The organism is Aeromicrobium terrae, from assembly GCF_008039565.1.
In the GTDB taxonomy this organism is placed as follows: domain Bacteria; phylum Actinomycetota; class Actinomycetes; order Propionibacteriales; family Nocardioidaceae; genus Aeromicrobium; species Aeromicrobium terrae.
Map to the genome: position 1 here is coordinate 251,480 of NZ_VDUX01000004.1, position 19,161 is coordinate 270,640.

Here is a 19,161-nt window from a genome sequence, read left to right on the forward strand (position 1 = left end):
TCAGGCCTCCAGGGGGTTGGGAAGAAGGACGTCCGCCTGCACGCGGCGGCGGGCGCGGTGGAGCCGGACCCGGGCGGTGCCGGGCTTGATGCCGAGCGCCGCGGCGGCGTCTGCCACCTCGAGCCCGTCGACGGCGACGAGCTCCAGCAGGGCACGGTCGCGGTCGGGCAGGTCGGCGATCGCCCGGTAGAGGGACCGCAGCTCGCGTTCGGCGTCGATCCGCTCCTCGATACGGGCCAGGGAGTCCGCGTCGAGCAGCCGTCGTGCGCCGGCTCTCCGGGTGGCGCGGCGCTCGGTGGCCTGCCGCCGCACCTCGGACGCGACGACCCGCCGGGCGATGCCGTGCAGCCAAGCCGCAGGCACACCGCGGTCCGGCTTGTACGAGCCCGCCGCGTCGATGGCGGCGAGGAACACGTCGCTCGTCAGGTCCGCTGCGAGGTGCGGGTCGGACACCCGGCGCGCGACGAACCGCCGGATGGCCGGCAGGTGCTCACGGTAGAACGCCTCGAACGCGGCCGGGTCGGTGCCGATCGCGCGGACGGCGGAGGCGTCGTGGTCCATGCCTCCTATTGGCACGGACGGCGGTCGGCGTTACAAGTGGTCTCGATACACGCCCAGCTCGCTGGCGCTCGCGGGCGCACTCGACCACCGGTGGTCGAGTAGCGGAGGCCGCCTGCGGCCGAGGCGTATCGAGACCACGTCTCCCGGTCAGGCCGTGTACTGGACCGGGAGCTCCTTGATGCCGTTGATCCAGCCGTGGCGGAGGCGCTTGGCCTCGCCGAGCTGCGTGATGTCGGGCAGGCGGTCGGCCAGGGTGTTGAACATGATCTCGACCTCGAGCCGCGCGAGGTTGGCGCCGACGCAGTAGTGCGCGCCGTGGCCGCCGAACGACAGGTGCGGGTTCGGGGTGCGGGTGATGTCGAAGACGTCGGGGTTCTCGAAGACGTCCTCGTCGTGGTTGGCGCTGGCGTAGTAGAGGCCGACGCGCTGGCCCTTCTTGACCTCCACGTCGCCCACCATCACGTCGTTGATCGCGGTGCGCTGGAAGACGGTGACCGGGGTGGCCCAGCGGATGACCTCGTCGACCATCGACGCCGGGCGCTCCTTCTTGAACAGCTCCCACTGGTCCGGGAACTGGAAGAACGCGTTCATGCCGTGCGTGATGGCGTTGCGGGTGGTCTCGTTGCCGGCGACCGACAGCATGATCACGAAGTAGCCGAACTCGTCCTCGCCGAGCTGGCCGTGGCCGTCGACGTCGGCGTTGATCAGCTTGGTGATGATGTCGTCCTTGGGGTCCTGGCGCCGCTGCTCGGCCAGCCCCATCGCGTAGCCCAGGATCTCGGCGGCGGCCTCGTCCGGGCTGCCCTCAAAGTCCGGGTCGTCGTAGCTCATCATCGTGTTCGACCAGTCGAAGAGCTTGCCGCGATCCTCCTGCGGCACGCCCAGCAGGTCGGCGATCGCCTGGAGCGGCAGCTCGGCGGCCACCTCGCTGACGAAGTCGCCCGAGCCCTTCGCGATGGCGTCGTCGACGATGTTGTTGGCGCGTTCCTCGAGCACCTCGTGCATCGCGTTGATGGAGCGCGGGGTGAAGCCGCGGCTGATGATCTGACGGGTGCGGGTCTGCTCCGGCGGGTCCTGGTTGATGAGCATGATGCCCTGCATCTCGACCTGCTCACGGGTCATGTCAGGGGCGAAGCGGATGATCGCGCCGTTCTCCTGGCTGGAGAAGTCCTTGCTGTTCTTCGACACGGCGGCGACGTCGGCGTGCTTGCTGACGGCGTAGAAGCCGTTGCCGCCGAGCATCCCGGCGCGTGCCTCCGGGGTCTGCTCGACCCACCACACCGGAGCGGTCTTGCGCAGCTCGAGGAACTGGTCGTGCGGGATGCCTGCCTGGTTCAGGTCCGGGTCGGTGGGGTCGAATCCCTCGGGCACGTTGGGTGCAGCGGTCACGTCAGATCCTCGTTTCTGTAACACGTTCTACTTATCGTGCCATGCATCCGGTTCTTTCGGAAGCCTTGCCCAAGACGAGAACGTGTTCTAGTTTTGCCCCATGGGCACCCCTGTGATCGTCGACGCTGTCCGCACGCCTATCGGCAAGAGGAACGGCCTCCTCGCCGGCGTGCATCCCGCCGTCCTGCTGGGCCTGGCCCAGACCGAGGTCATCTCCCGAGCCGGGATCGACGCCGAGCTGATCGACCAGGTCATCGGCGGCTGCGTCACCCAGGCCGGTGAGCAGTCCAACAACATGGTGCGCCGCGCGTGGATGCACGCAGGCCTCCCCAACCACACCGCATCCACCGCCATCGACGCCCAGTGCTCGTCGGCGCAGCAGGCCACCCACCTGATCAACGCGATGATCGCGGCCGGACAGATCAAGGCCGGCATCGCCTGCGGCATCGAGTCGATGTCGCGGGTCGGCCTCGGCGCCAACGTCCCGCCCGGCACCGGCGACCCGCGCCCCGACGGCTGGTCGATCGACCTGCCCAACCAGTTCGAGGGCGCCGACCGCATCGTCCGCGACCGCGGCTTCAGCCGCGAGGAGGTCGACGCGTTCGGCCTCTGGTCGCAGGAGAAGGCGCGCGCCGCCCAGGACGAGGGCCGGTTCAAGCGCGAGATCTTCGGCGTGACCGCGCCGGTCCTCGGCGAGGACGGCCAGCCCACCGGCGAGACCCAGCTGGTCGACGCCGACCAGGGCATCCGCGAGACGTCGCTGGAGAAGCTCGCCACCCTCAAGCCCGTGCTCCCCGAGGGCACGCACACGGCCGGCACCTCGTCGCAGATCTCCGACGGCGCCTCGGCCCTGCTGCTGATGGACTCCGACCTCGCGTCGTCGCTCGGCCTCACGCCGCGCGCCCGCATCGTCTCGTCGTGCCTCGTCGGCGCCGACCCGTACTACCACCTCGACGGACCGGTCCAGGCTACCGAGAAGCTGCTCGCCGACACCGGCATGAGCATCGCCGACATCGACGTCTGCGAGGTCAACGAGGCCTTCGCCGGCGTCGTCATGTCGTGGGCCAAGGTGCACGAGGTCCCCGAGGACAAGATCAACGTCAACGGCGGAGCCATCGCGCTCGGCCACCCGGTCGGCTCTACCGGCACCCGCCTGCTGACCACCGCTCTGCACGAGCTGGAGCGGCGTGACGCCAGCACGGCCCTGATCTCCATGTGCGCCGGCGGCGCGCAGGCGTCGGGCACCATCATCGAACGCCTCTGACAGAAGGGCCGCCATGTCCAAGAACGACACCCAGCGCGTCAGTGCCGATCGTGATGGGGCCGACTACGTGGTGGTCGGCGCCGGGAGCGCCGGGGCCGCCGTCGCGTCCCGTCTCGCCGAGTCCGGCGCGTCCGTGATCCTGCTCGAGGCGGGCAAGAAGGACTCGTCGATGCTGGTCACCAAGCCCGGCATGATCGGCCCGATGCACGCCGAGCCCAAGATCAAGAAGACGGTCGACTGGGGCTACTACACGACGCCGCAGAAGTACATGAACAACCGCGTGATCCCGCAGACGCGCGGCAAGGTGCTCGGCGGGTCGAGCTCCATCAACGGCCTGCTCTGGGTGCGCGGCAACCGCGCCAACTACGACTCGTGGGCGGCCGAGGGCAACGAGGGCTGGGACGCCGACTCGGTCAACGCGGTCTACAAGCGCGTCGAGGACTTCGAGGACGGCGAGAACGACTACCGCGGCGCCGGCGGGCCGATCAAGGTCACCCGCCACACCCAGCGCACCGAGGCGTCGCTGCAGTTCGAGCAGGCCGCGGCCGACACGCTCGGCGTCAAGATCCTCAAGGACTACAACGCCGCCGAGCAGGAGGGCATGAGCCACTTCCAGCAGAGCGCGTTCGGCGGCAAGCGGTACTCGTCCTCCCGCGGCTACCTCACCAACACCAGCTGGCCGACGCTCACCGTCGAGCCGCTCGTGCACGTGCAGAAGGTCGTCATCGAGAACGGCCGGGCCACCGGCGTCGAGGTCGTCGACAAGAAGGGCCGCCGCCGCACGATCCGCGCGGGCAAGGAGGTCATCCTCTCCGCCGGCGTCTTCGGCTCCGCCCAGCTGCTGCAGCTGTCCGGCGTCGGTCCGGCCGACCACCTCACCGAGCTCGGCATCCCGGTGCTGGCCGACCTGCCGGTCGGCGACAACCTGCACGACCACCTGTTCGTCCCGACCACGTGGATCATGCCCAACGCCGTGCACCGCGGGACGCCGGGCTACTTCGCCCGCGGGCTCGCCAAGGAGCTGACGGTCGGCCACTCCTTCCTGGAGAACTCGGTGTTCGAGACGGTCGGCTTCGTCCGCACGTCGCTCGCCACCGACGTCCCCGACCTGCAGCTCCACGTCCTCCCCTGGGCCTACCCGTCGCCCAACCAGGACGCGCCGGTCCGGCACGAGGTCGACAAGCGTCGCGCCATCACCGTCATGTCGACGCTGATCTACCCGCGCAGCCGCGGCACGCTCCGCCTCGCGTCGACCGACCCGACCGCCGCACCGCTGATCGACATGAACTACCTGGCGGAGGAGAAGGACCAGCAGGTGCTCGTCGAGGGTGTCGAGATGATCCGCGAGATCATGAAGTCCGCCGCCTTCAACGGGAACGTCGAGTCCGAGCTGCACCCCGGCCCGCTCTACGGGTCGGCGGACCTGAAGGCGGAGATCCTCAACCGAGCCACCACCGTCTACCACGGCGTCGGCACCTGCCGGATGGGCGTCGACGACCGTGCCGTCGTCGGGCCCGACCTCAAGGTCCGCGGCATCGACGGCTTGCGCGTCGCCGACGCGTCGATCATGCCGTCGATCATCGGCGGCAACACGAACGCCCCGTCCATCATGATCGGGGACAAGGCAGCGGAGCTGATCCTCCAATGACCGGAGAGCGCTGATGACCACTCGACCGAAGACCCTCACCCCCGAGTTCCTCGAGGGGCTCGTCCAGCGCGTGCCCGGCGGCACCGGCAACACCTGGAAGCTGACCGAGGTCTACACCGGCGACCTGCTCGTCGAGCTGCCGCAGTCGTCGGAGGCCGACATCGAGCAGGCGGCCGCGAAGGCCCGCGAGGCGCAGGCCGTCTGGGGCTCCTGGCCGCTGAAGAAGCGCCTCGACGTGATGAAACGGTTCCACACGCTCGTCATCGAGAACCAGATGCTCATCACCGACCTCATCCAGGCCGAGAGCGGCAAGAACCGGCGGATGGCGTTCGAGGAGTCGTGCGACGTGCCGATGGGCACGAGCCACTACATCAAGCGGGCGCCGAAGGTGCTCAAGGACCGCAAGCACGCGGGCCCGGTCCCCGTGCTCTCGCACTCCACCGAGGTGCGCCGGCCGAAGGGCGTCGTCGCGATCATCGCGCCTTGGAACTTCCCGTTCGCCACTGGCGTCTCGGACACGATCCCCGCGCTCATCGCCGGCAACGGCGTCGTGCTCAAGCCGGACAACAAGACGGCGCTGTCGCCGCTCCTCGGCATCCGGCTGCTGGAGCAGGCGGGCATGCCGGAGGGCCTGGTGCAGGTGGTCTGCGGTGAGGGCCCGGACGTCGGCCCGACGCTGCTCGCCAACGCCGACTACGTCATGTTCACCGGGTCCACCGCCACCGGCCGGATCATCGGTGAGCTGGCCGGCCAGCACCTGATCGACTGCTGCCTGGAGCTCGGCGGCAAGAACCCGATGCTCGTGCTCGACGACGCGAACGTCGACGAGGCCGTGCACGCCGCGCTGTTCGGCGGGTTCGGCAACTCCGGCCAGATCTGCATGCACATCGAGCGGCTGTACGTGCACGAGAAGGTCTACGACGAGTTCCGCGACAAGTTCGTCGCCGCCACCCAGGCCATGAAGATCGGTGCGGAGTACGGCTTCGGCCCTGACCTCGGCTCGCTCGTCTCGGTGGACCACAAGGACCGGGTCGCGTCCCACGTCGACGACGCGGTCGCGAAGGGCGCCACGGTGCTCACCGGCGGCAAGCCGCGGCCCGACCTCGGCCCCGCGTTCTACGAGCCGACGATCCTCGAGGGCGTCACCCAGGACATGCTCGCCGGCTCGATGGAGACGTTCGGTCCCGTCGTCGGCCTGTACAAGTTCTCGTCGGACGAGGAAGGCATCGCCCTCGCCAACGACACCGAGTACGGGCTCAACGCCAGCGTCTGGAGCACCGACGCGAAGCGGGCCCAGTCGGTGGCGCGGCGGATCGAGTCCGGCAACGTCAACATCAACGACATCCTCGCCACGGCGTACGCGTCCAAGGGCACCCCGTCCGGCGGGCTCAAGCAGTCCGGCGTCGGCGCGCGGCACGGCGACCAGGGCCTACTGAAGTACACCGACGCGCAGAACATCGCGGTGCTGAAGAAGCAGGTGATGGAGCCGCAGGGCAAGCAGACGTACGACGCCTACGCCAAGCAGACGCAGACGTCGCTGAAGCTGATGCGGAAGCTGCGGCTCCGCTGATGCGCCGCGTGATGACGGGGGTCCTGGCCGCGATCGCCGTCATCGGGCTGGCCGCGCCGGCCCAGGCCGCCGACCTCCCGCCGGTGCCGGACGGCTTCCACTGGGGCGTCGCCACCAGCGGCTACCAGTCCGAGGGCTACGCGACTCCGAGCAACTGGTCGGTGTACGACGACAAGAAGGAGCCGTACGGCAACAGCGTCGACTTCCTCCACCGCTACAAGGAGGACATCGCCAACGCCGCGAGCCTGGGCGTCGACACGTTCCGGTTCGGCGTCGAGTGGCCGCGGTTCGAGCCGCAGCCCGGCGTCTACGACCCCGCCGCGTTCGCGTTCTACGACGACGTCGTCGCCGAGATCGAGAGCCACGGCATGAAGCCGATGATCACGCTCTCGCACTGGGTGCACCCGAAGTGGTTCACCGACCAGGGCGGCTGGGGCAGCAGCAAGGCGATCGACCAGTTCGTGGCGTTCTCCAAGCAGGTCGTCACCCGGTACGCCGGCCAGGGCGCCACCTGGATCACGTTCAACGAGCCGTTCATCTACCTGCAGCACGAGCTGACCGAGGGCGCGAGCCCGTTCAGCACGCTGTTCCTGCCGAGCCGGCTGGTGAAGGCGCACAACGCGGTCTACGACCTGATCCACCAGCTCGACCCGGGAGCGATGGTCTCGAGCAACGTCGCCTACATCCCGGGCGTCGAGCCGGTGCTGGACGCCGTCTTCCTGAACCACATGAAGAAGGACTTCCTCGGCATCGACTACTACTACGGCGCCGCGCTCGACAACCCGACGGCGCTGTACGCGTTCATCGGCGCGCAGTTCTGGAAGATCCGGCCGGCGCCCGAGGGCCTGTACTACGCGCTGAAGCTGTACCACCGCCGCTTCCCCGACCTGCCGATCTGGATCGTCGAGAACGGCATGGCCACGGACAACGGCAAGACGCCGCGCGCCGACGGCATCACGCGCTCGCAGCACCTGCGCGATCACATCTATTACATGCAGCGCGCGATCGCCGACGGCGTCCCGATGATCGGCTACAACTACTGGTCGATCACCGACAACTACGAGTGGGGCAGCTACCGGCCGCGGTTCGGGCTCTGGACCGTCGACGCCGCCACCGACCCGACGCTGACGCGCAAGCCCACCGACGGCGTGGCCACGTACACGGACATCATCGCCAACGGCGGCGACCCGGCCGACTACGTCCCGACGATCAAGCCGGGCCTGTGCAACATCGACAACCTGGCGACGAGCTGCCTCAAGCGGCTGCTAGGGCTATGATGAGCGACCTCGTCCGCACCGCCGTCTGGGGCACCGGGAACGTCGGGCGCGCGGCCATCCGTGCCGTCGACGCGCACCCGGAGCTCGAGCTCAGCGCCGTCATCGTCAGCAATCCGGAGAAGGTGGGCAAGGACGCGGGCGAGCTCGCCGGTGTCGATCCTCTGGGGGTGCCGGCCACCGACGACGCGGACAGCGTGCTGGGCACCGTCGACGCGGTGGTCTACGCGGCGTCCGGCGAGATCCGGCCGGACGAGGCGCTCGCCGACGTCGTGAAGGCGATCCGCACCGGCGCCGTCGTCGTGACGCCCGCCCTCTACGCGCTGTACGACCCGGTCTCCGCTCCGCCGGAGCTCCGCGAGCCGGTCGCCGACGCCATCGCCGAGGGCGGCGGCTCGTTGTTCGTCTCCGGCATCGACCCGGGCTGGGGCAACGACATCCTCCCGGTGCTGGCCAGCGGGCTCGCGTCCACCGTCGAGCAGATCCGCTGCCAGGAGATCTTCGACTACACGACCTACGACCAGCAGGACTCCGTCCGCTACATCATCGGCATGGGTGAGCCGATGGAGTACGAGCCGCCGATGGTCGCGCCGACGATCCCCACGATGGTGTGGGGCGGGCAGGTCCGACTGATCGCCCGAGCGTTGGGCGTCGAGGTGGACGAGATCCGCGAGAACGTCGAGCGGCGCGCGCTGGACGAGACCGTCGAGAACGCCGCGATGGGCACGTTCGAGGCCGGCACCCAGGGCGCGCTGCGCTTCGAGGTGCAGGGCATCGTCGACGGCGAGCCGGTGATCGTCGTCGAGCACGTCACCCGCATCCACCCGGACTGCGCGCCGGACTGGCCCACCCCGCCGGACGGCGGCGACGGCGCCCACCGCGTCGTCATCGAGGGCCGGCCGCGCATCGAGGTCACCGTCGAGGCGACCGACGAGGGCGGCAACCGCGCCGCCGGCGGCAACGCCACGGCCGTCGGCCGGATCGTCAACGCGATCCCGTGGCTGCGCTCCGCCGACCCGGGTCTCTACGACGCGCTGGACGTCCCGCTGACGCCGGCCGTGGGCAAGCTCAAGAGGAAGGCCTCCGCATGATCGTCGACGTCCCGCTGGGCAAGGACCCGATCGAGTACGTCTGGGGCGAGATGGTCCCGGGCATCGGCGGCGCCGCCGCGACGCTCTCGCTGAAGGTCTACTCCGACTCCACGCTCGGGCTGCGCGAGTTCGAGGCCGCCCGGCTGCGGATCGCGCAGATCAACGGCTGCCTGTTCTGCCAGGACTGGCGCACCGAGCGCGACGGCCAGGTCGTCGAGGAGACCTTCGACGAGTCCGTCCGCGAGTGGCGCACCACCGACGCCTTCGACGAGCGCACCCGCCTCGCCGCGGAGTACGCCGAGCTGTTCGCCACCGACCACCACAGCATCGACGACGACTTCTGGAAGCGGATGCTCGCCGAGTACGACCAGCGCGAGGTCGTCGAGCTCAGCATGTGCCTCGGCTCCTGGCTGTCCTTCGGCCGCCTCAACCGCGTCCTCGGCCTCGACACCGCCTGCGTGCTCCCCAGCCACCGCTGAGTCTGGGCCTGTCGGTTTACCAGGTTATGTAGGCAAGTTGACGCGCACTGACACGTCACCAGGCAACCCATCACTCCTCCAGGCAAATCTGCCGTGAGGAGTGTTGGTTTGCCTACTGAACCTGGTAAACCGTCACCGCGCGCCGAACTTACGCGGGCATGAACTCCCCGCCGTTGACGTCGAGCGTCGCGCCGGTGACCTCCGAGGCGTAGTCCGACAGCAGGTAGAGGATGGCGCCGGCGCAGGCCTCGTCGGTGGGGATCCGGCCGACGGGGATGTTCGACGCGATCTCGTCGTAGACGTCCTGCTCGGTGATGCCCTTCTGCTCGGCGGTCATCGTCAGGTAGAACCGCACGCCGGGGCCGTCGAGCCAGCCCATGATCGCCTGGTTCACCCGGATGTTCTTCTCGCCGAGCTCCAGTGCCATGTACTTCGACGCCATGTCGAGCGCGGACTTCGCCACGGCGTACCCGGCCTCGCCACGCAGCGGGCGACGCGTCGACATCGTGCCGACGTTCACGATCGAGCCGCCGTTCGTCATGTGCGGGACGGCGGCGCGCGACATCTCCAGCGCGCCGAACAGGATGACGTCCATGGCACGGCGGAGCTGCTTGTCGGCGGTCTCGAGGAGATCGGTGAAGCCGGGGTGCGAGTACGCGGAGTTCACCAGGCCGGTGACGGTGCCGTACCGCTCCACCGCGGTGGACACGACGCGCTCGACGTCCTCGGGCTTGCGGACGTCGCACGGCACGGCGACGGACTCGCCGCCGGCAGCCGCGATCTCCTTGGCCGTCTGGTCCATGACCTCGGACGAGCGGGCCGCCATGACGACCTTCGCGCCCTCGGCCGCCGCACGGGCGGCGAGCTTGGCGCCGAGGCCGGCGCCGACGCCGGAGACGATGACTACCTGGTCCTTGAGCATCACGACTTGATCTCCTTCTGGTAGAACGCGAAGTCGCGCTCGAGCTCGTCCTCGGTGAGGCCGAAGTCCTCTGCGGTGTAGGCGTGCGAGGTGCCGTGGCGTTCGGCGCGGTTGCGCTCCACGTACTCCTCCAGCGCCTCACGGTCGGCCGGGAGGCCTAGGGCGGTGGTGACGCGGACCGCCTCGCCCACCGGGTCTGTCACGGTGTCGGCGAACTGCACGTCGATGAAGCTCTCCGGACGCCGGGCCCGGACCTCTTCGAAGTCCTTGAGGGTCTTGGAGAAGCGGCCGCTCCAGTAGGGCCCGAGGTCGTGCGGCCGGACGTCGTCGCTGTACTGAGCGCTGATCGCCGCGACCATCGACGCGTACGACGGCACGGCCTTCACCGCGGACCGGTGCGTCATGACGATCTTGCAGCCGGGGAACGTGTCGAGGATGGTGTCGACGGCCATCAGGTGGTGCGGCGACTTCAGCACCCACGGCAGGCCCTTGCGGTCCGGGTTCTGCCACTGGAGCACCTGCAGCCACTCCTTGAGCTCCCGGTAGGCCGGCGCCTGGTCGACCGAACGCAGCCAGTCGCCGTACGTCGGCACCCAGTAGAAGGAGTCGAAGCTCATCGAGGTGAACGTGCGGTCGAGGACGATCACGTCCTCCTCGGGGCCGTCCCACTCGATCGTGTGGATGTCGCCGAAGTCGGGCGACATCTCCAGGAACAGCTGGAACTTGTCCTTGGCCTTCTGCTTGCGGATCTCGGCACCGGGACCCTCACCGGGGAACGGCAGCAGGTACGACGTCTCCCAGGAGAGCGTCGTCGTGACGTGCGGCGACGAGGCGAGGAGCCGGTGCATGAGGGTGGAGCCGGTGCGCGGCAGTCCGCAGATCTCGGCGGCGAGCGTCACCTCCTCCTCGAGGATCTCCGGGTGCTGGGCCTGGAGGTCCCGGAGGCGCAGCCGGTCGGAGAGCAGCGCGGTGAGGCGCTGCTGCGTGAGCATCAGCCCGAGCTCCGACAGCCGAGCCTCCTGCTCCAGCGACTTCGTGAGCACGCGCAGCGGCTCGACGAACCACTCGTCGCCGTAGTCGCTCAGGCCGGTCTTGTCGCGCGCCGCCCCGAGAAGGGTGTCGACGTCGAGGGCGCTCATGCCGAAACCGTCCTTTCGACAAGCTCAAGGACCGTGTGCTCAGTGAGCGTACGGTCGTTGAGCTTGTCGAAACGACGCCTGGTCATGCGTCCTCCAGGTCGATCACGCGGCACGTGGGGATCGGGTTCTCCGATGCACCGAGCCAGCGCAGCAGGGCGGTGCCGCTGCTGTGGCCGGCGGTGTCGATCCAGTTGCCGAAGCCCGGGTCCTTGTCCGCCACGACGAGCGTGAGCCGGCCGTCCTGGTTCAGCACAGCGGTGTGCTTGTTGACGGTGACCTTGCGCTCGTGGTCGAGCGACTCCATCCACCAGTTGTCGAGCTGGAAGTTCCAGTACGGGCAGTCGGGCACGTCGGTCTCGATCACCCACGCCTGGCCGGGCTCGAGCGTCCAGTACGCGTGCAGGTAGAAGATCTCCGGGTCGCCGCCGGCCTTCTGGAACATCTCCTGGCCGAAGTCGGCGAGCTCGTTGGGGCGCTTCATGAACATGTCGGTCCACGTCGCGAAGAGCTCGGCGGTGCCGTGCAGCGAGAACGCCGCGGTGGCGAGCGCCTTCGCCATGAACGCCGGGTCGAGCTCACCGCGCTCGATCGGCTCGCCGACGCGCTCGATGTGCCATGTGCCCGGCTTCTCGGTCTCTCGGTCGAGGTACGTCTGCCGCACGACGAGGCCGGTGGAGTCCGGCGCGAGCGGCAGCCAGTTCTTCTCGTGCGGCTCGGCGCTGGCGATGATCTCGACGGTGCCGTCGTCCTCGAGCACCAGGTCGCGATCGGAGATCTCGCCGGTCGACGCCATCGTGCCGTCCTTGGCGTAGCGGTTCGCCTTCGAGCCGATGCTGAAGTAGGAGATCGTGCCGCGCGTGCCGGTGATCCGGTACGTGCGGTCGCCGCGGATGTTGGCGGAGAGGTAGACGTTGTCCGGGTTGTCCGCGCCGAGCTTCACCCGGTCGAGCTCGTGGAACCGGGGGAAGTCCGGGTCGGCGTTCTCGATCGTGGAGTAGAGCATCTCCCGCAGCAGGCGGGTCAGGTAGCGGTAGCCCTCCGCCCGGTCGAGCGGGGTGTCCGGCGCGGTGTCACGCAGGACCACCTGCCCGGCCTGCTCCAGCGCACGGCAGAAGTCGGTCCACGCCTGCCCGGAGCTGATCTCCGGCGAATCGCCCATGCGGAGAATCTAGAACACGTTCTACATTTAGTCGAGCGGTTCCCCGTGGTCAGTCGAGGATGAAGGTGACCTCCAGGGCGACCTGCCAGGCGGTGATCCGGCCGTCGGAGACCTCGACCTTCTGGTCCTTCACCCATGCGCCTTGCACGTTCCGCAGGGTCTGGTTCGCGCGCTCGATGCCGACGGCGACCGCGTCGTCGAAGCTCGTCTCCGACCGTGCGCTGATGTTGGTGATGCGTGCCACGGAGACCATGACGTCCTCCCGATGGTGGTGGTGTCTCCTCACCATGGCACCGATCGACGCCGGCGGACAGGGCTCAGCCGGCGAGGTGGCCGGCGTCGACGTACTGGATGCTGCCGTGCACGGCCTTGGCGTCGTCCGACGCGAGGAACACCACGACGGCCGCGACGTCGTCGGCGTCCATCAGCCCGCGCTTGGCCGCGACGCGCATGATCAGCTCCCAGTCGGCGCCCTCGGGGACGTCGATCGTCTGGGCCTGCGGGGTGTCCATGCCGCCCGGGCAGACGCAGTTCACCCGCAGCGACGAGTCGAGGTACTCCACCGCCAGCGCCTTCGTCAGGCCGACGATCCCGTGCTTCGCCGCGGTGTAGGCGGCCGAGTACGCCTCGCCCATCGCTCCCGCGACGGACGCGACGTTCACGATGTTCCCTCCGGCCTCGAGCAGGTGCGGGATCGCGGCCTGCGCGGTGAAGAACGCGCCGCTCAGGTTGAGGGCGATGTCGTGGTGCCAGTCGTCGTCAGTGACGTCGGTGGTGATCCGGAAGTCGTGCCGGCCGGCGTTGTTCACCAGCACGTCGAGGCGACCGAAGGCGTCGACGGTCGCGGCGACGGCGGCGCGGCACTCGTCGGCCGACGTCACGTCGAGCTGGCCGTACCGCACCGCCCCCGGCAGGTCGGCGCAGGACTTGGCGACCGCCGCCAGCCGCTCCTGGTCGCGCGACGCTGCGTAGACCTGGCCGCCGCCGGCGGCGAACCGGCGCACCGCGGCGGCACCGAGTCCGGAGGACGCGCCGGTCACGAGGATGCTGCGGCCGGCGAAGGGTTGTCCGTTGCTCATGGCTAGATCATCCTCGACAGATGACTCGCGAGGCATACCTTCAGCGGATGAACGTCGCAGTGCTCGGGGCGTTCGACGTCGCGTCGACGTACCTCGGCGTGAAGCTCGGGCTCTACCAGTCGCTGGCCGACCACGGTCCGAGCACGGCCGCCGAGCTCGCCGAGCGCACCGGCACGAACGAACGGCTCGTCCGGGAGTGGCTCGAGCAGCAGGGCGCGACCGAGCTCCTGGACGCGTCGGACGAGAGCGGTGAGTGGCGCTTTGCCCTGCCCGACGGCCACGCCGAGCTGCTGCTCGACCCGCTCGAGGTCGACAGCGTCGCCAGCACGGTGATGTCGCTGGCCGGCGACCTCGCGCAGGTGCCGCGGCTCGTCGAGTCGTTCCGCACCGGTGTCGGCATCCCGTACGCCGACTACGGCCCCGACGTCGCGACCGGCCAGGCCATGGGGACGCGCCCGATCTACAAGAACGAGATGAAGGCGTGGTTCGACGCCGTGCCCGGGCTGTCCGACCAGCTCGCCCGCGGCGACGCCCGCGTGCTCGACATCGGCTGCGGGATCGGCTGGTCGAGCGTCTACCTCGCGCAGGCCTATCCCGGCGTGACGGTCCTCGGCGTCGACCTCGACGAGCACTCGATCGAGACCGCGCGGAAGGTGGCCGAGGAGGAGGGCGTCAGCGACCGCGTGACGTTCGAGCTGCGCGACGTCGGCACGCTCTCCGGGGCCGGCTACGACGTCGCGACGATGTTCGAGATGCTGCACGACCTGGCCCGGCCGGTCGAGGTGCTGCGCGTCGCCCGCGAGGCCGTGGAGCCGAGCGGCGTCGTGCTGGTGGCCGACGAGCCGACCAACGACGCCTACGTGGGCGCGGCCGACGAGGAGGAGCGGCGCCACTACGGCTGGAGCCTGCTGCACTGCCTGCCCGCGACCATGTCCGAGCCGGACTCGGCGGCCACCGGCACAGTCATCCGCCCGGACACCGTCCGCCGCTACGCGGAGGAAGCCGGGTTCAGCGAGGTGGAAGTGCTGCCCGTCGACGAGACCAGCTTCCGCCTCTACCTGCTGCGGCCCTGACCTACTCTGCGCGGGTCAGGCGGAACACCTTGATCTGGCGGTCGGTCTTCTTCTCGTAGAGGGCGAAGTTCGGCCAGGTCTGGATCATGTGCTTCCAGGCGGACGCGCGCTCCTCGCCGTCGAGCCGGCGCGCCACCATCCGCATCGTGCGACGGCGGAACCGCACGGTCACCTCGGGGTTGGCCTCGATGTTCACGACCCAGACCGGCTGCTTCGGCCCGCCGAAGTACGAGCCGGCGATGAGGATGTCGTCGCCATCGGGCACGCAGAGCAATGGCGTGGAGCGGGCGATGCCGCTCTTGCGGCCGACCACCGTGAGCATCAAGTTCGGGAGCCCGGCGATGTCGAGGATGGTGAGGCGTCCGCGCGTGATCCGCTGGAGCATCTTGTCGATCCAGGTGATCTGCGGCAGCAGCCGCGGCATCCAGGGGATGGCGCCGATCCGGACGGCGAGCGGTGTGAGCAGACCCATGGGCGGGAGGCTAGACGGTCTGCCAGTCGTCGGCCGCCAGCACCCCGGAGGGCGCCGAGCCGAGCACGGTGGCGATGACGAAGTCGGTGGCGAGGTCGGAGAAGACCCGGTGGCGGGACAGCATCGCGTGCTTGCCGTCGGCGACCCGGACGAAGGACAGGTTGGTGGTGCGGCTCAGCGCGTCAGCGACGATCTCGGCGTTCCGGAGCGGGGCGACGCGGTCGGCGGTGCCGTGGACCATCAGCACGTCCCGGCCGCGGAGGTCGGCGTTGCCGTCCTGCGGGTAGAGGTACGGGTTGAGCGCGACGACGCTGGTCACCGACTCGTGGTGGCCGGCGAGGAGTGCGGCGCGGCCGCCGAGCGAGTGCCCGACCAGCGCCGTGGGCAGGTCGCCGTGCTTCTCGCGGAGGTGCTCGATCGCCCAGTGCGCATCGTCGACCGGCGTGTGGTCGGTGTTCCAGCCGCGCGTGGAGTTGAGCAGGCGGTAGACCGCGACGCGTCGGCGCCCGGCCCGCGCGATCTTGCGGGCGATCGGGATCATCCGCAGCACGGACAGCTGGACGGGACTCACCATCATGTTGCCGCGCCGGCTGCCACCCCCGTGCAGCACGACGACGACGGCCTCCGGGTCCTTCGGCACCCTCGTCGGGATCAGCCGGGCTCGAACGCTCACCCGACCATTGTTCCCAAGGGCCGGTGACCTTGCAGGGCGACCGAGGTCAGGCGCCGTAGACCGGCTCGGGATCGGCGCCCTCGGCGATCAGCTCGCGCAGCGCCGGACCGACCTCGGCGGTCTCCCAGCGTCGGCCGGCGTCGCGCTTCGGACCGTGGGTCCAGCCCTGCTCGAGGCAGATCTGCCCGCCGTCGATCTCGATGACGCGGCCGGTGACGTCGCCGGCCTCCACCGAGGCGAGCCACGCGACGACCGGGGAGTTGTCCTCCGGCTCGGCCATGCCCGACGTGTCGAACGCACCCTCGGTCATCCGGGTCTTCGCGACCGGCGCGATGGCGTTCACGGTGACGCCGTAGCGTCCGAGCTCGGCGGCGGCGACCAGCGTCATCCCGGCGATGCCGGCCTTGGCGGCGGAGTACGTCGTCTGGCCGATCGAGCCCTGCAGGCCGGCCCCCGACGACGTGTTGATGACGCGGGCCTCGCGCTGGCGACCCTCCTTGGACTCGTTGCGCCAGTAGGCGCCGGCGTGCCGCAGTGGCGCGAAGTGGCCCTTGAGGTGGACGCGGATCACGGCGTCCCACTCGTCCTCGGCGGTGTTCACCAACATCCGGTCGCGGACGAAGCCGGCGTTGTTCACGAGGATGTCGAGCCCGCCGAATGTGTCGATGGCCTGCTGCACCATCGCGGCGGCCTGCTCGAAGTCGGCGACGTCCGCGCCGTTGGCCACCGCCTCGCCGCCGAGCGCCTCAATCTCCTTGACCACTGCATCGGCGGGCGACTCCTCCTTCTCGCCGGCCAGGGAGACGCCGAAGTCGTTCACGACGACCTTCGCGCCCTGCCGGGCCAGCTCGAGCGCGTGGGCGCGGCCGATGCCACGGCCGGCGCCGGTCACGATCGCGATGCGTCCGTCGAGAAGGGTCATGACTGCTGCTCCTTGAACACGTGCAGGAAGACGGGGGGCTCGCCGCCGCCGTGGCAGGCGACGTTCGCGCCGGAGACGTAGGACGCGAGGTTGGAGGCGAGGAACGCGACGAGGCGGCCGATCTCCTCCGGCTCGGCCATCCGACCGAGCGGGATGGTGGCTTCGACGGCCGCCGCGGTGGCGTCGTCGCCGTAGTGGTCGGCGGAGTCCTCGGTGCGGCAGAGCCCGACGTCGATGCTGTTGATCCGCACCTTCGGCCCCCACTCGACGGCCAGCGACCGGGTGAGCGAGTCGACGCCCGCCTTGGCTGCGCCGTAGCTGGCGGTGCCGGGCGACGGTCGGATCGCGGAGACCGACGAGATGTTCACGATCGAGCCGCCGTCGCCGGCCTGCATCACAGCGTTGGCGGCTTTGGAGACGGCGAGCACGGCGTCGAGGTTGAGGCCGATGATCTTCTCGTCGAGCCGCGGGCTGGAGTCGGCGGCCAGCGCGTAGGGGGCACCGCCGGCGTTGTTCACCACGAGGTCGAGGCGACCGTGCGACGCGACGATCCCCTCGACGAGGGCCGTCACGGCCTCGGGGTCGCGGACGTCGCAGACGCGGTGCTCGGCACCGACCGGCGGATCGGCCTCGGACCGCCCGCAGGTGATCACGGTGGCACCGGCTTCGAGCAGCACCGTCGTGATTCCGCGCCCGATCCCGCGCGCGCCGCCGGTCACCAGGGCGATGCGTCCGGACAGGTCCACGGCCAGAGTCATGGCTGATAGGCTACCAAGCAAACGTTAGGTAGGTAGCCATGAGCGTCCGTTCTGAGGCTCGTGACGACGGGATCCACGTCGTCACGATGGAGCACCCGCCGGTCAACGCGCTGCCGGTGCAGGGGTGGTTCGACGTCGCCGCCGCGCTCGACGAGGCCGGCGCCGACCAGGCCACGAAGGTCGTGATCCTCCGTGCTGAGGGCAAGGGCTTCAACGCCGGCGTCGACATCAAGGAGATGCAGAACACCACCGGGTTCGACGCCCTGATCGGCGCGAACAAGGGCTGCTACGCCGCGTTCAAGGCCGTCTACGAGTGCCCGGTGCCGGTCATCGCGGCCGTGAACGGGTTCTGCCTCGGCGGCGGTGTCGGGCTCGTCGGCAACGCGGACATCGTGGTGGCCAGCGACGACGCCTATTTCGGCGTCCCCGAGGTGAACCAGGGCGCGCTCGGCGCCGCCACGCACCTCGCCCGCCTCGTGCCGCAGCACCTGATGCGCACCCTCTACTTCACCGCCAAGACCATCCCGGCCGCCGATCTCGTGCAGCACGGCTCGGTCTACGGCGTCGTGCCGCGCGCCGACCTCGACGACCTCGCGCTGAGCCTCGCCGCCGAGGTCGCGTCCAAGGACGGGCGTGTCATCCGCGCCGCCAAGGAGGCGCTCAACGGCATCGACCCGATCGACGTGAACACCAGCTACCGCTTCGAGCAGGGCTTCACGATGGAGCTCAACCTCATGGGCGTCAGCGACGAGCTGCGCGACGAGTTCGCGGGCACGGACAAGGCGAAGCAGAAGTGAAGGCGCCGTCCAAGGAGCTGTCGATCGACGACGTCGTCGGCCGGCTCGAGAGCGGGATGACGCTCGGCATCGGCGGCTGGGGCTCGCGCCGCAAGCCGATGGCGCTGGTCCGCGCGATCCTGCGGAGCGACCTCACCGACCTGCACGTCGTCTCGTACGCCGGTCCGGACGTCGGGCTGCTGCTCGCCGCCGGCAAGGCCAGCAAGGTCACCTACGCGTTCGCGACGCTCGACTCCATCCCGCTCGAGCCGTTGTTCGGCCGCGCCCGCCAGGACGGCACCGCGGAGTTCCGCGAGTGGGACGAGGGCATGTTCCAGACCGGCCTGCGCGCCGCCGCCCAGCGCCTCCCGTTCCTGCCGATGCGCGCGGGCCTCGGGTCCGCGGTGCTGGAGAACGACCCCGCACTGCGCACCGTCACGTCGCCCTACGACGACGGCGAGGAGCTCGTCGCGGTGCCGGCGCTCACCCTCGACGTCGCGCTCGTGCACATGAACCGCGCCGACACCCAGGGCAACGCCCAGTACCTCGGCCCGGACCCGTACTTCGACGACCTGTTCTGCATGGCCGCGCGCGAGGCGTACGTGTCGACGGAGCAGATCATCGACCCCGCCGGCCTCACCGTCGACGCTCCCCTGCAGAGCCTGATCATCAACCGCACGATGGTGGCCGGCGTCGTCGAGACGCCCAACGGCGCGCACTTCACCACCTGCACGCCTACCTACGAGCGCGACGAGACGTTCCAGAAGGCCTACGCCACCGCCGCGAAGGATCCCGACGACTGGGCCGCGTTCAGCGAGCGTTTCCTGTCCGGAGACGAGGACGCCTACCAGGCCGCGGTGAAGGCGTTCCACGAGGAGGCTGCCTCATGAACGCGCAAGCATCCGGTGGTCG

The 19,161-nt window shown here is 69.7% G+C and carries 20 protein-coding genes; 9 read left to right on the forward strand and 11 right to left on the reverse strand.

The features are described 5' to 3' along the window. Together FHP06_RS10265 and FHP06_RS10270 are read right to left on the reverse strand one after the other, a co-directional pair. Positions 1–561: an RNA polymerase sigma factor gene (locus tag FHP06_RS10265; protein WP_147686421.1), complete on the reverse strand. Its 561-nt coding sequence runs from the start codon at positions 559–561 to the stop codon at positions 1–3. A gap of 147 nt (positions 562–708) precedes the next feature. Beyond that, positions 709–1,950 carry a cytochrome P450 gene (locus tag FHP06_RS10270; RefSeq protein ID WP_147686423.1) on the reverse strand — a complete coding sequence of 414 codons (1,242 nt, stop codon included), beginning with the start codon at positions 1,948–1,950 and terminating at the stop codon, positions 709–711. Between the two features lie 100 nt (positions 1,951–2,050). On the opposite strand from FHP06_RS10270, the gene FHP06_RS10275 reads away from it, so the two are divergent. The 6 genes from FHP06_RS10275 to FHP06_RS10300 are packed head-to-tail and all read left to right on the forward strand — an operon-like array spanning position 2,051 to position 9,276. Further along, the gene (locus tag FHP06_RS10275) at positions 2,051–3,214 is read left to right on the forward strand and encodes a steroid 3-ketoacyl-CoA thiolase (protein ID WP_147686425.1); all 1,164 of its coding nucleotides are present in this window, start codon (positions 2,051–2,053) and stop codon (positions 3,212–3,214) included. A 13-nt stretch (positions 3,215–3,227) separates the two neighbouring features. Beyond that, positions 3,228–4,862, forward strand: a complete 1,635-nt coding sequence (locus FHP06_RS10280) for a GMC family oxidoreductase (protein ID WP_147686427.1) — start codon at positions 3,228–3,230, stop codon at positions 4,860–4,862. 13 nt (positions 4,863–4,875) lie between these two features. Then, complete coding sequence (locus FHP06_RS10285; protein ID WP_147686429.1) at positions 4,876–6,432, forward strand: succinic semialdehyde dehydrogenase; 1,557 nt, start codon at positions 4,876–4,878, stop codon at positions 6,430–6,432. Next, positions 6,432–7,709: a glycoside hydrolase family 1 protein gene (locus FHP06_RS10290; protein ID WP_222706445.1), complete on the forward strand. Its 1,278-nt coding sequence runs from the start codon at positions 6,432–6,434 to the stop codon at positions 7,707–7,709. Before FHP06_RS10285 ends, FHP06_RS10290 begins: the two co-directional genes overlap by 1 nt. Further along, complete coding sequence (locus tag FHP06_RS10295; protein ID WP_147686431.1) at positions 7,709–8,797, forward strand: NAD(P)H-dependent amine dehydrogenase family protein; 1,089 nt, start codon at positions 7,709–7,711, stop codon at positions 8,795–8,797. Before FHP06_RS10290 ends, FHP06_RS10295 begins: the two co-directional genes overlap by 1 nt. Beyond that, positions 8,794–9,276 (forward strand): carboxymuconolactone decarboxylase family protein, encoded by a 483-nt coding sequence (locus tag FHP06_RS10300; RefSeq protein WP_147686432.1) that lies wholly within the window; start codon positions 8,794–8,796, stop codon positions 9,274–9,276. Before FHP06_RS10295 ends, FHP06_RS10300 begins: the two co-directional genes overlap by 4 nt. A 148-nt stretch (positions 9,277–9,424) precedes the next feature. On the opposite strand, the gene FHP06_RS10305 is transcribed toward FHP06_RS10300, so the two are convergent. The 5 genes from FHP06_RS10305 to FHP06_RS10325 form a co-directional block, all read right to left on the reverse strand. Then, complete coding sequence (locus tag FHP06_RS10305) at positions 9,425–10,198, reverse strand: SDR family oxidoreductase (RefSeq protein ID WP_230973483.1); 774 nt, start codon at positions 10,196–10,198, stop codon at positions 9,425–9,427. Further along, positions 10,198–11,337 carry a sulfotransferase family protein gene (locus tag FHP06_RS10310; RefSeq protein ID WP_147686436.1) on the reverse strand — a complete coding sequence of 380 codons (1,140 nt, stop codon included), beginning with the start codon at positions 11,335–11,337 and terminating at the stop codon, positions 10,198–10,200. The genes FHP06_RS10305 and FHP06_RS10310 overlap by 1 nt, the downstream gene beginning before the upstream one ends. 82 nt (positions 11,338–11,419) lie before the next feature. Continuing rightward, positions 11,420–12,496 carry a DUF1214 domain-containing protein gene (locus FHP06_RS10315; protein WP_147686438.1) on the reverse strand — a complete coding sequence of 359 codons (1,077 nt, stop codon included), beginning with the start codon at positions 12,494–12,496 and terminating at the stop codon, positions 11,420–11,422. 49 nt (positions 12,497–12,545) lie between these two features. Further along, positions 12,546–12,749, reverse strand: coding sequence for a dodecin family protein (locus FHP06_RS10320; protein WP_147686439.1), 204 nt, complete (start codon positions 12,747–12,749; stop codon positions 12,546–12,548). A 64-nt stretch (positions 12,750–12,813) separates the two neighbouring features. Then, positions 12,814–13,575, reverse strand: coding sequence for an SDR family NAD(P)-dependent oxidoreductase (locus FHP06_RS10325; RefSeq protein ID WP_187271889.1), 762 nt, complete (start codon positions 13,573–13,575; stop codon positions 12,814–12,816). Between the two features lie 47 nt (positions 13,576–13,622). Here FHP06_RS10325 and FHP06_RS10330 point away from each other — a divergent pair, with 47 nt between their 5' ends. After that, a complete protein-coding gene (locus FHP06_RS10330) occupies positions 13,623–14,648 on the forward strand; it encodes a class I SAM-dependent methyltransferase (protein WP_187271890.1) in 1,026 nt (341 codons plus the stop codon). Position 14,649: 1 nt separating this feature from the next. On the opposite strand, the gene FHP06_RS10335 is transcribed toward FHP06_RS10330, so the two are convergent. From FHP06_RS10335 to FHP06_RS10350, 4 genes are read right to left on the reverse strand one after another with little or no spacing between them, the layout of a single operon-like run. Beyond that, entirely contained in the window at positions 14,650–15,120 is a 471-nt protein-coding gene (locus FHP06_RS10335; protein WP_147686445.1) for a nitroreductase family deazaflavin-dependent oxidoreductase, read from the reverse strand. A gap of 10 nt (positions 15,121–15,130) precedes the next feature. Beyond that, positions 15,131–15,793: an alpha/beta hydrolase gene (locus FHP06_RS10340; protein WP_147686447.1), complete on the reverse strand. Its 663-nt coding sequence runs from the start codon at positions 15,791–15,793 to the stop codon at positions 15,131–15,133. Between the two features lie 46 nt (positions 15,794–15,839). Further along, positions 15,840–16,715 carry an SDR family oxidoreductase gene (locus tag FHP06_RS10345; protein WP_147686449.1) on the reverse strand — a complete coding sequence of 292 codons (876 nt, stop codon included), beginning with the start codon at positions 16,713–16,715 and terminating at the stop codon, positions 15,840–15,842. Next, positions 16,712–17,473, reverse strand: a complete 762-nt coding sequence (locus tag FHP06_RS10350; RefSeq protein WP_147686451.1) for an SDR family oxidoreductase — start codon at positions 17,471–17,473, stop codon at positions 16,712–16,714. The genes FHP06_RS10345 and FHP06_RS10350 overlap by 4 nt, the downstream gene beginning before the upstream one ends. 38 nt (positions 17,474–17,511) lie before the next feature. On the opposite strand from FHP06_RS10350, the gene FHP06_RS10355 reads away from it, so the two are divergent. Next, positions 17,512–18,270 carry an enoyl-CoA hydratase family protein gene (locus tag FHP06_RS10355; protein ID WP_147686453.1) on the forward strand — a complete coding sequence of 253 codons (759 nt, stop codon included), beginning with the start codon at positions 17,512–17,514 and terminating at the stop codon, positions 18,268–18,270. Continuing rightward, the gene (locus FHP06_RS10360) at positions 18,267–19,139 is read left to right on the forward strand and encodes a CoA transferase subunit A (protein ID WP_147686455.1); all 873 of its coding nucleotides are present in this window, start codon (positions 18,267–18,269) and stop codon (positions 19,137–19,139) included. The genes FHP06_RS10355 and FHP06_RS10360 overlap by 4 nt, the downstream gene beginning before the upstream one ends. Positions 19,140–19,161 lie beyond the last annotated feature (22 nt).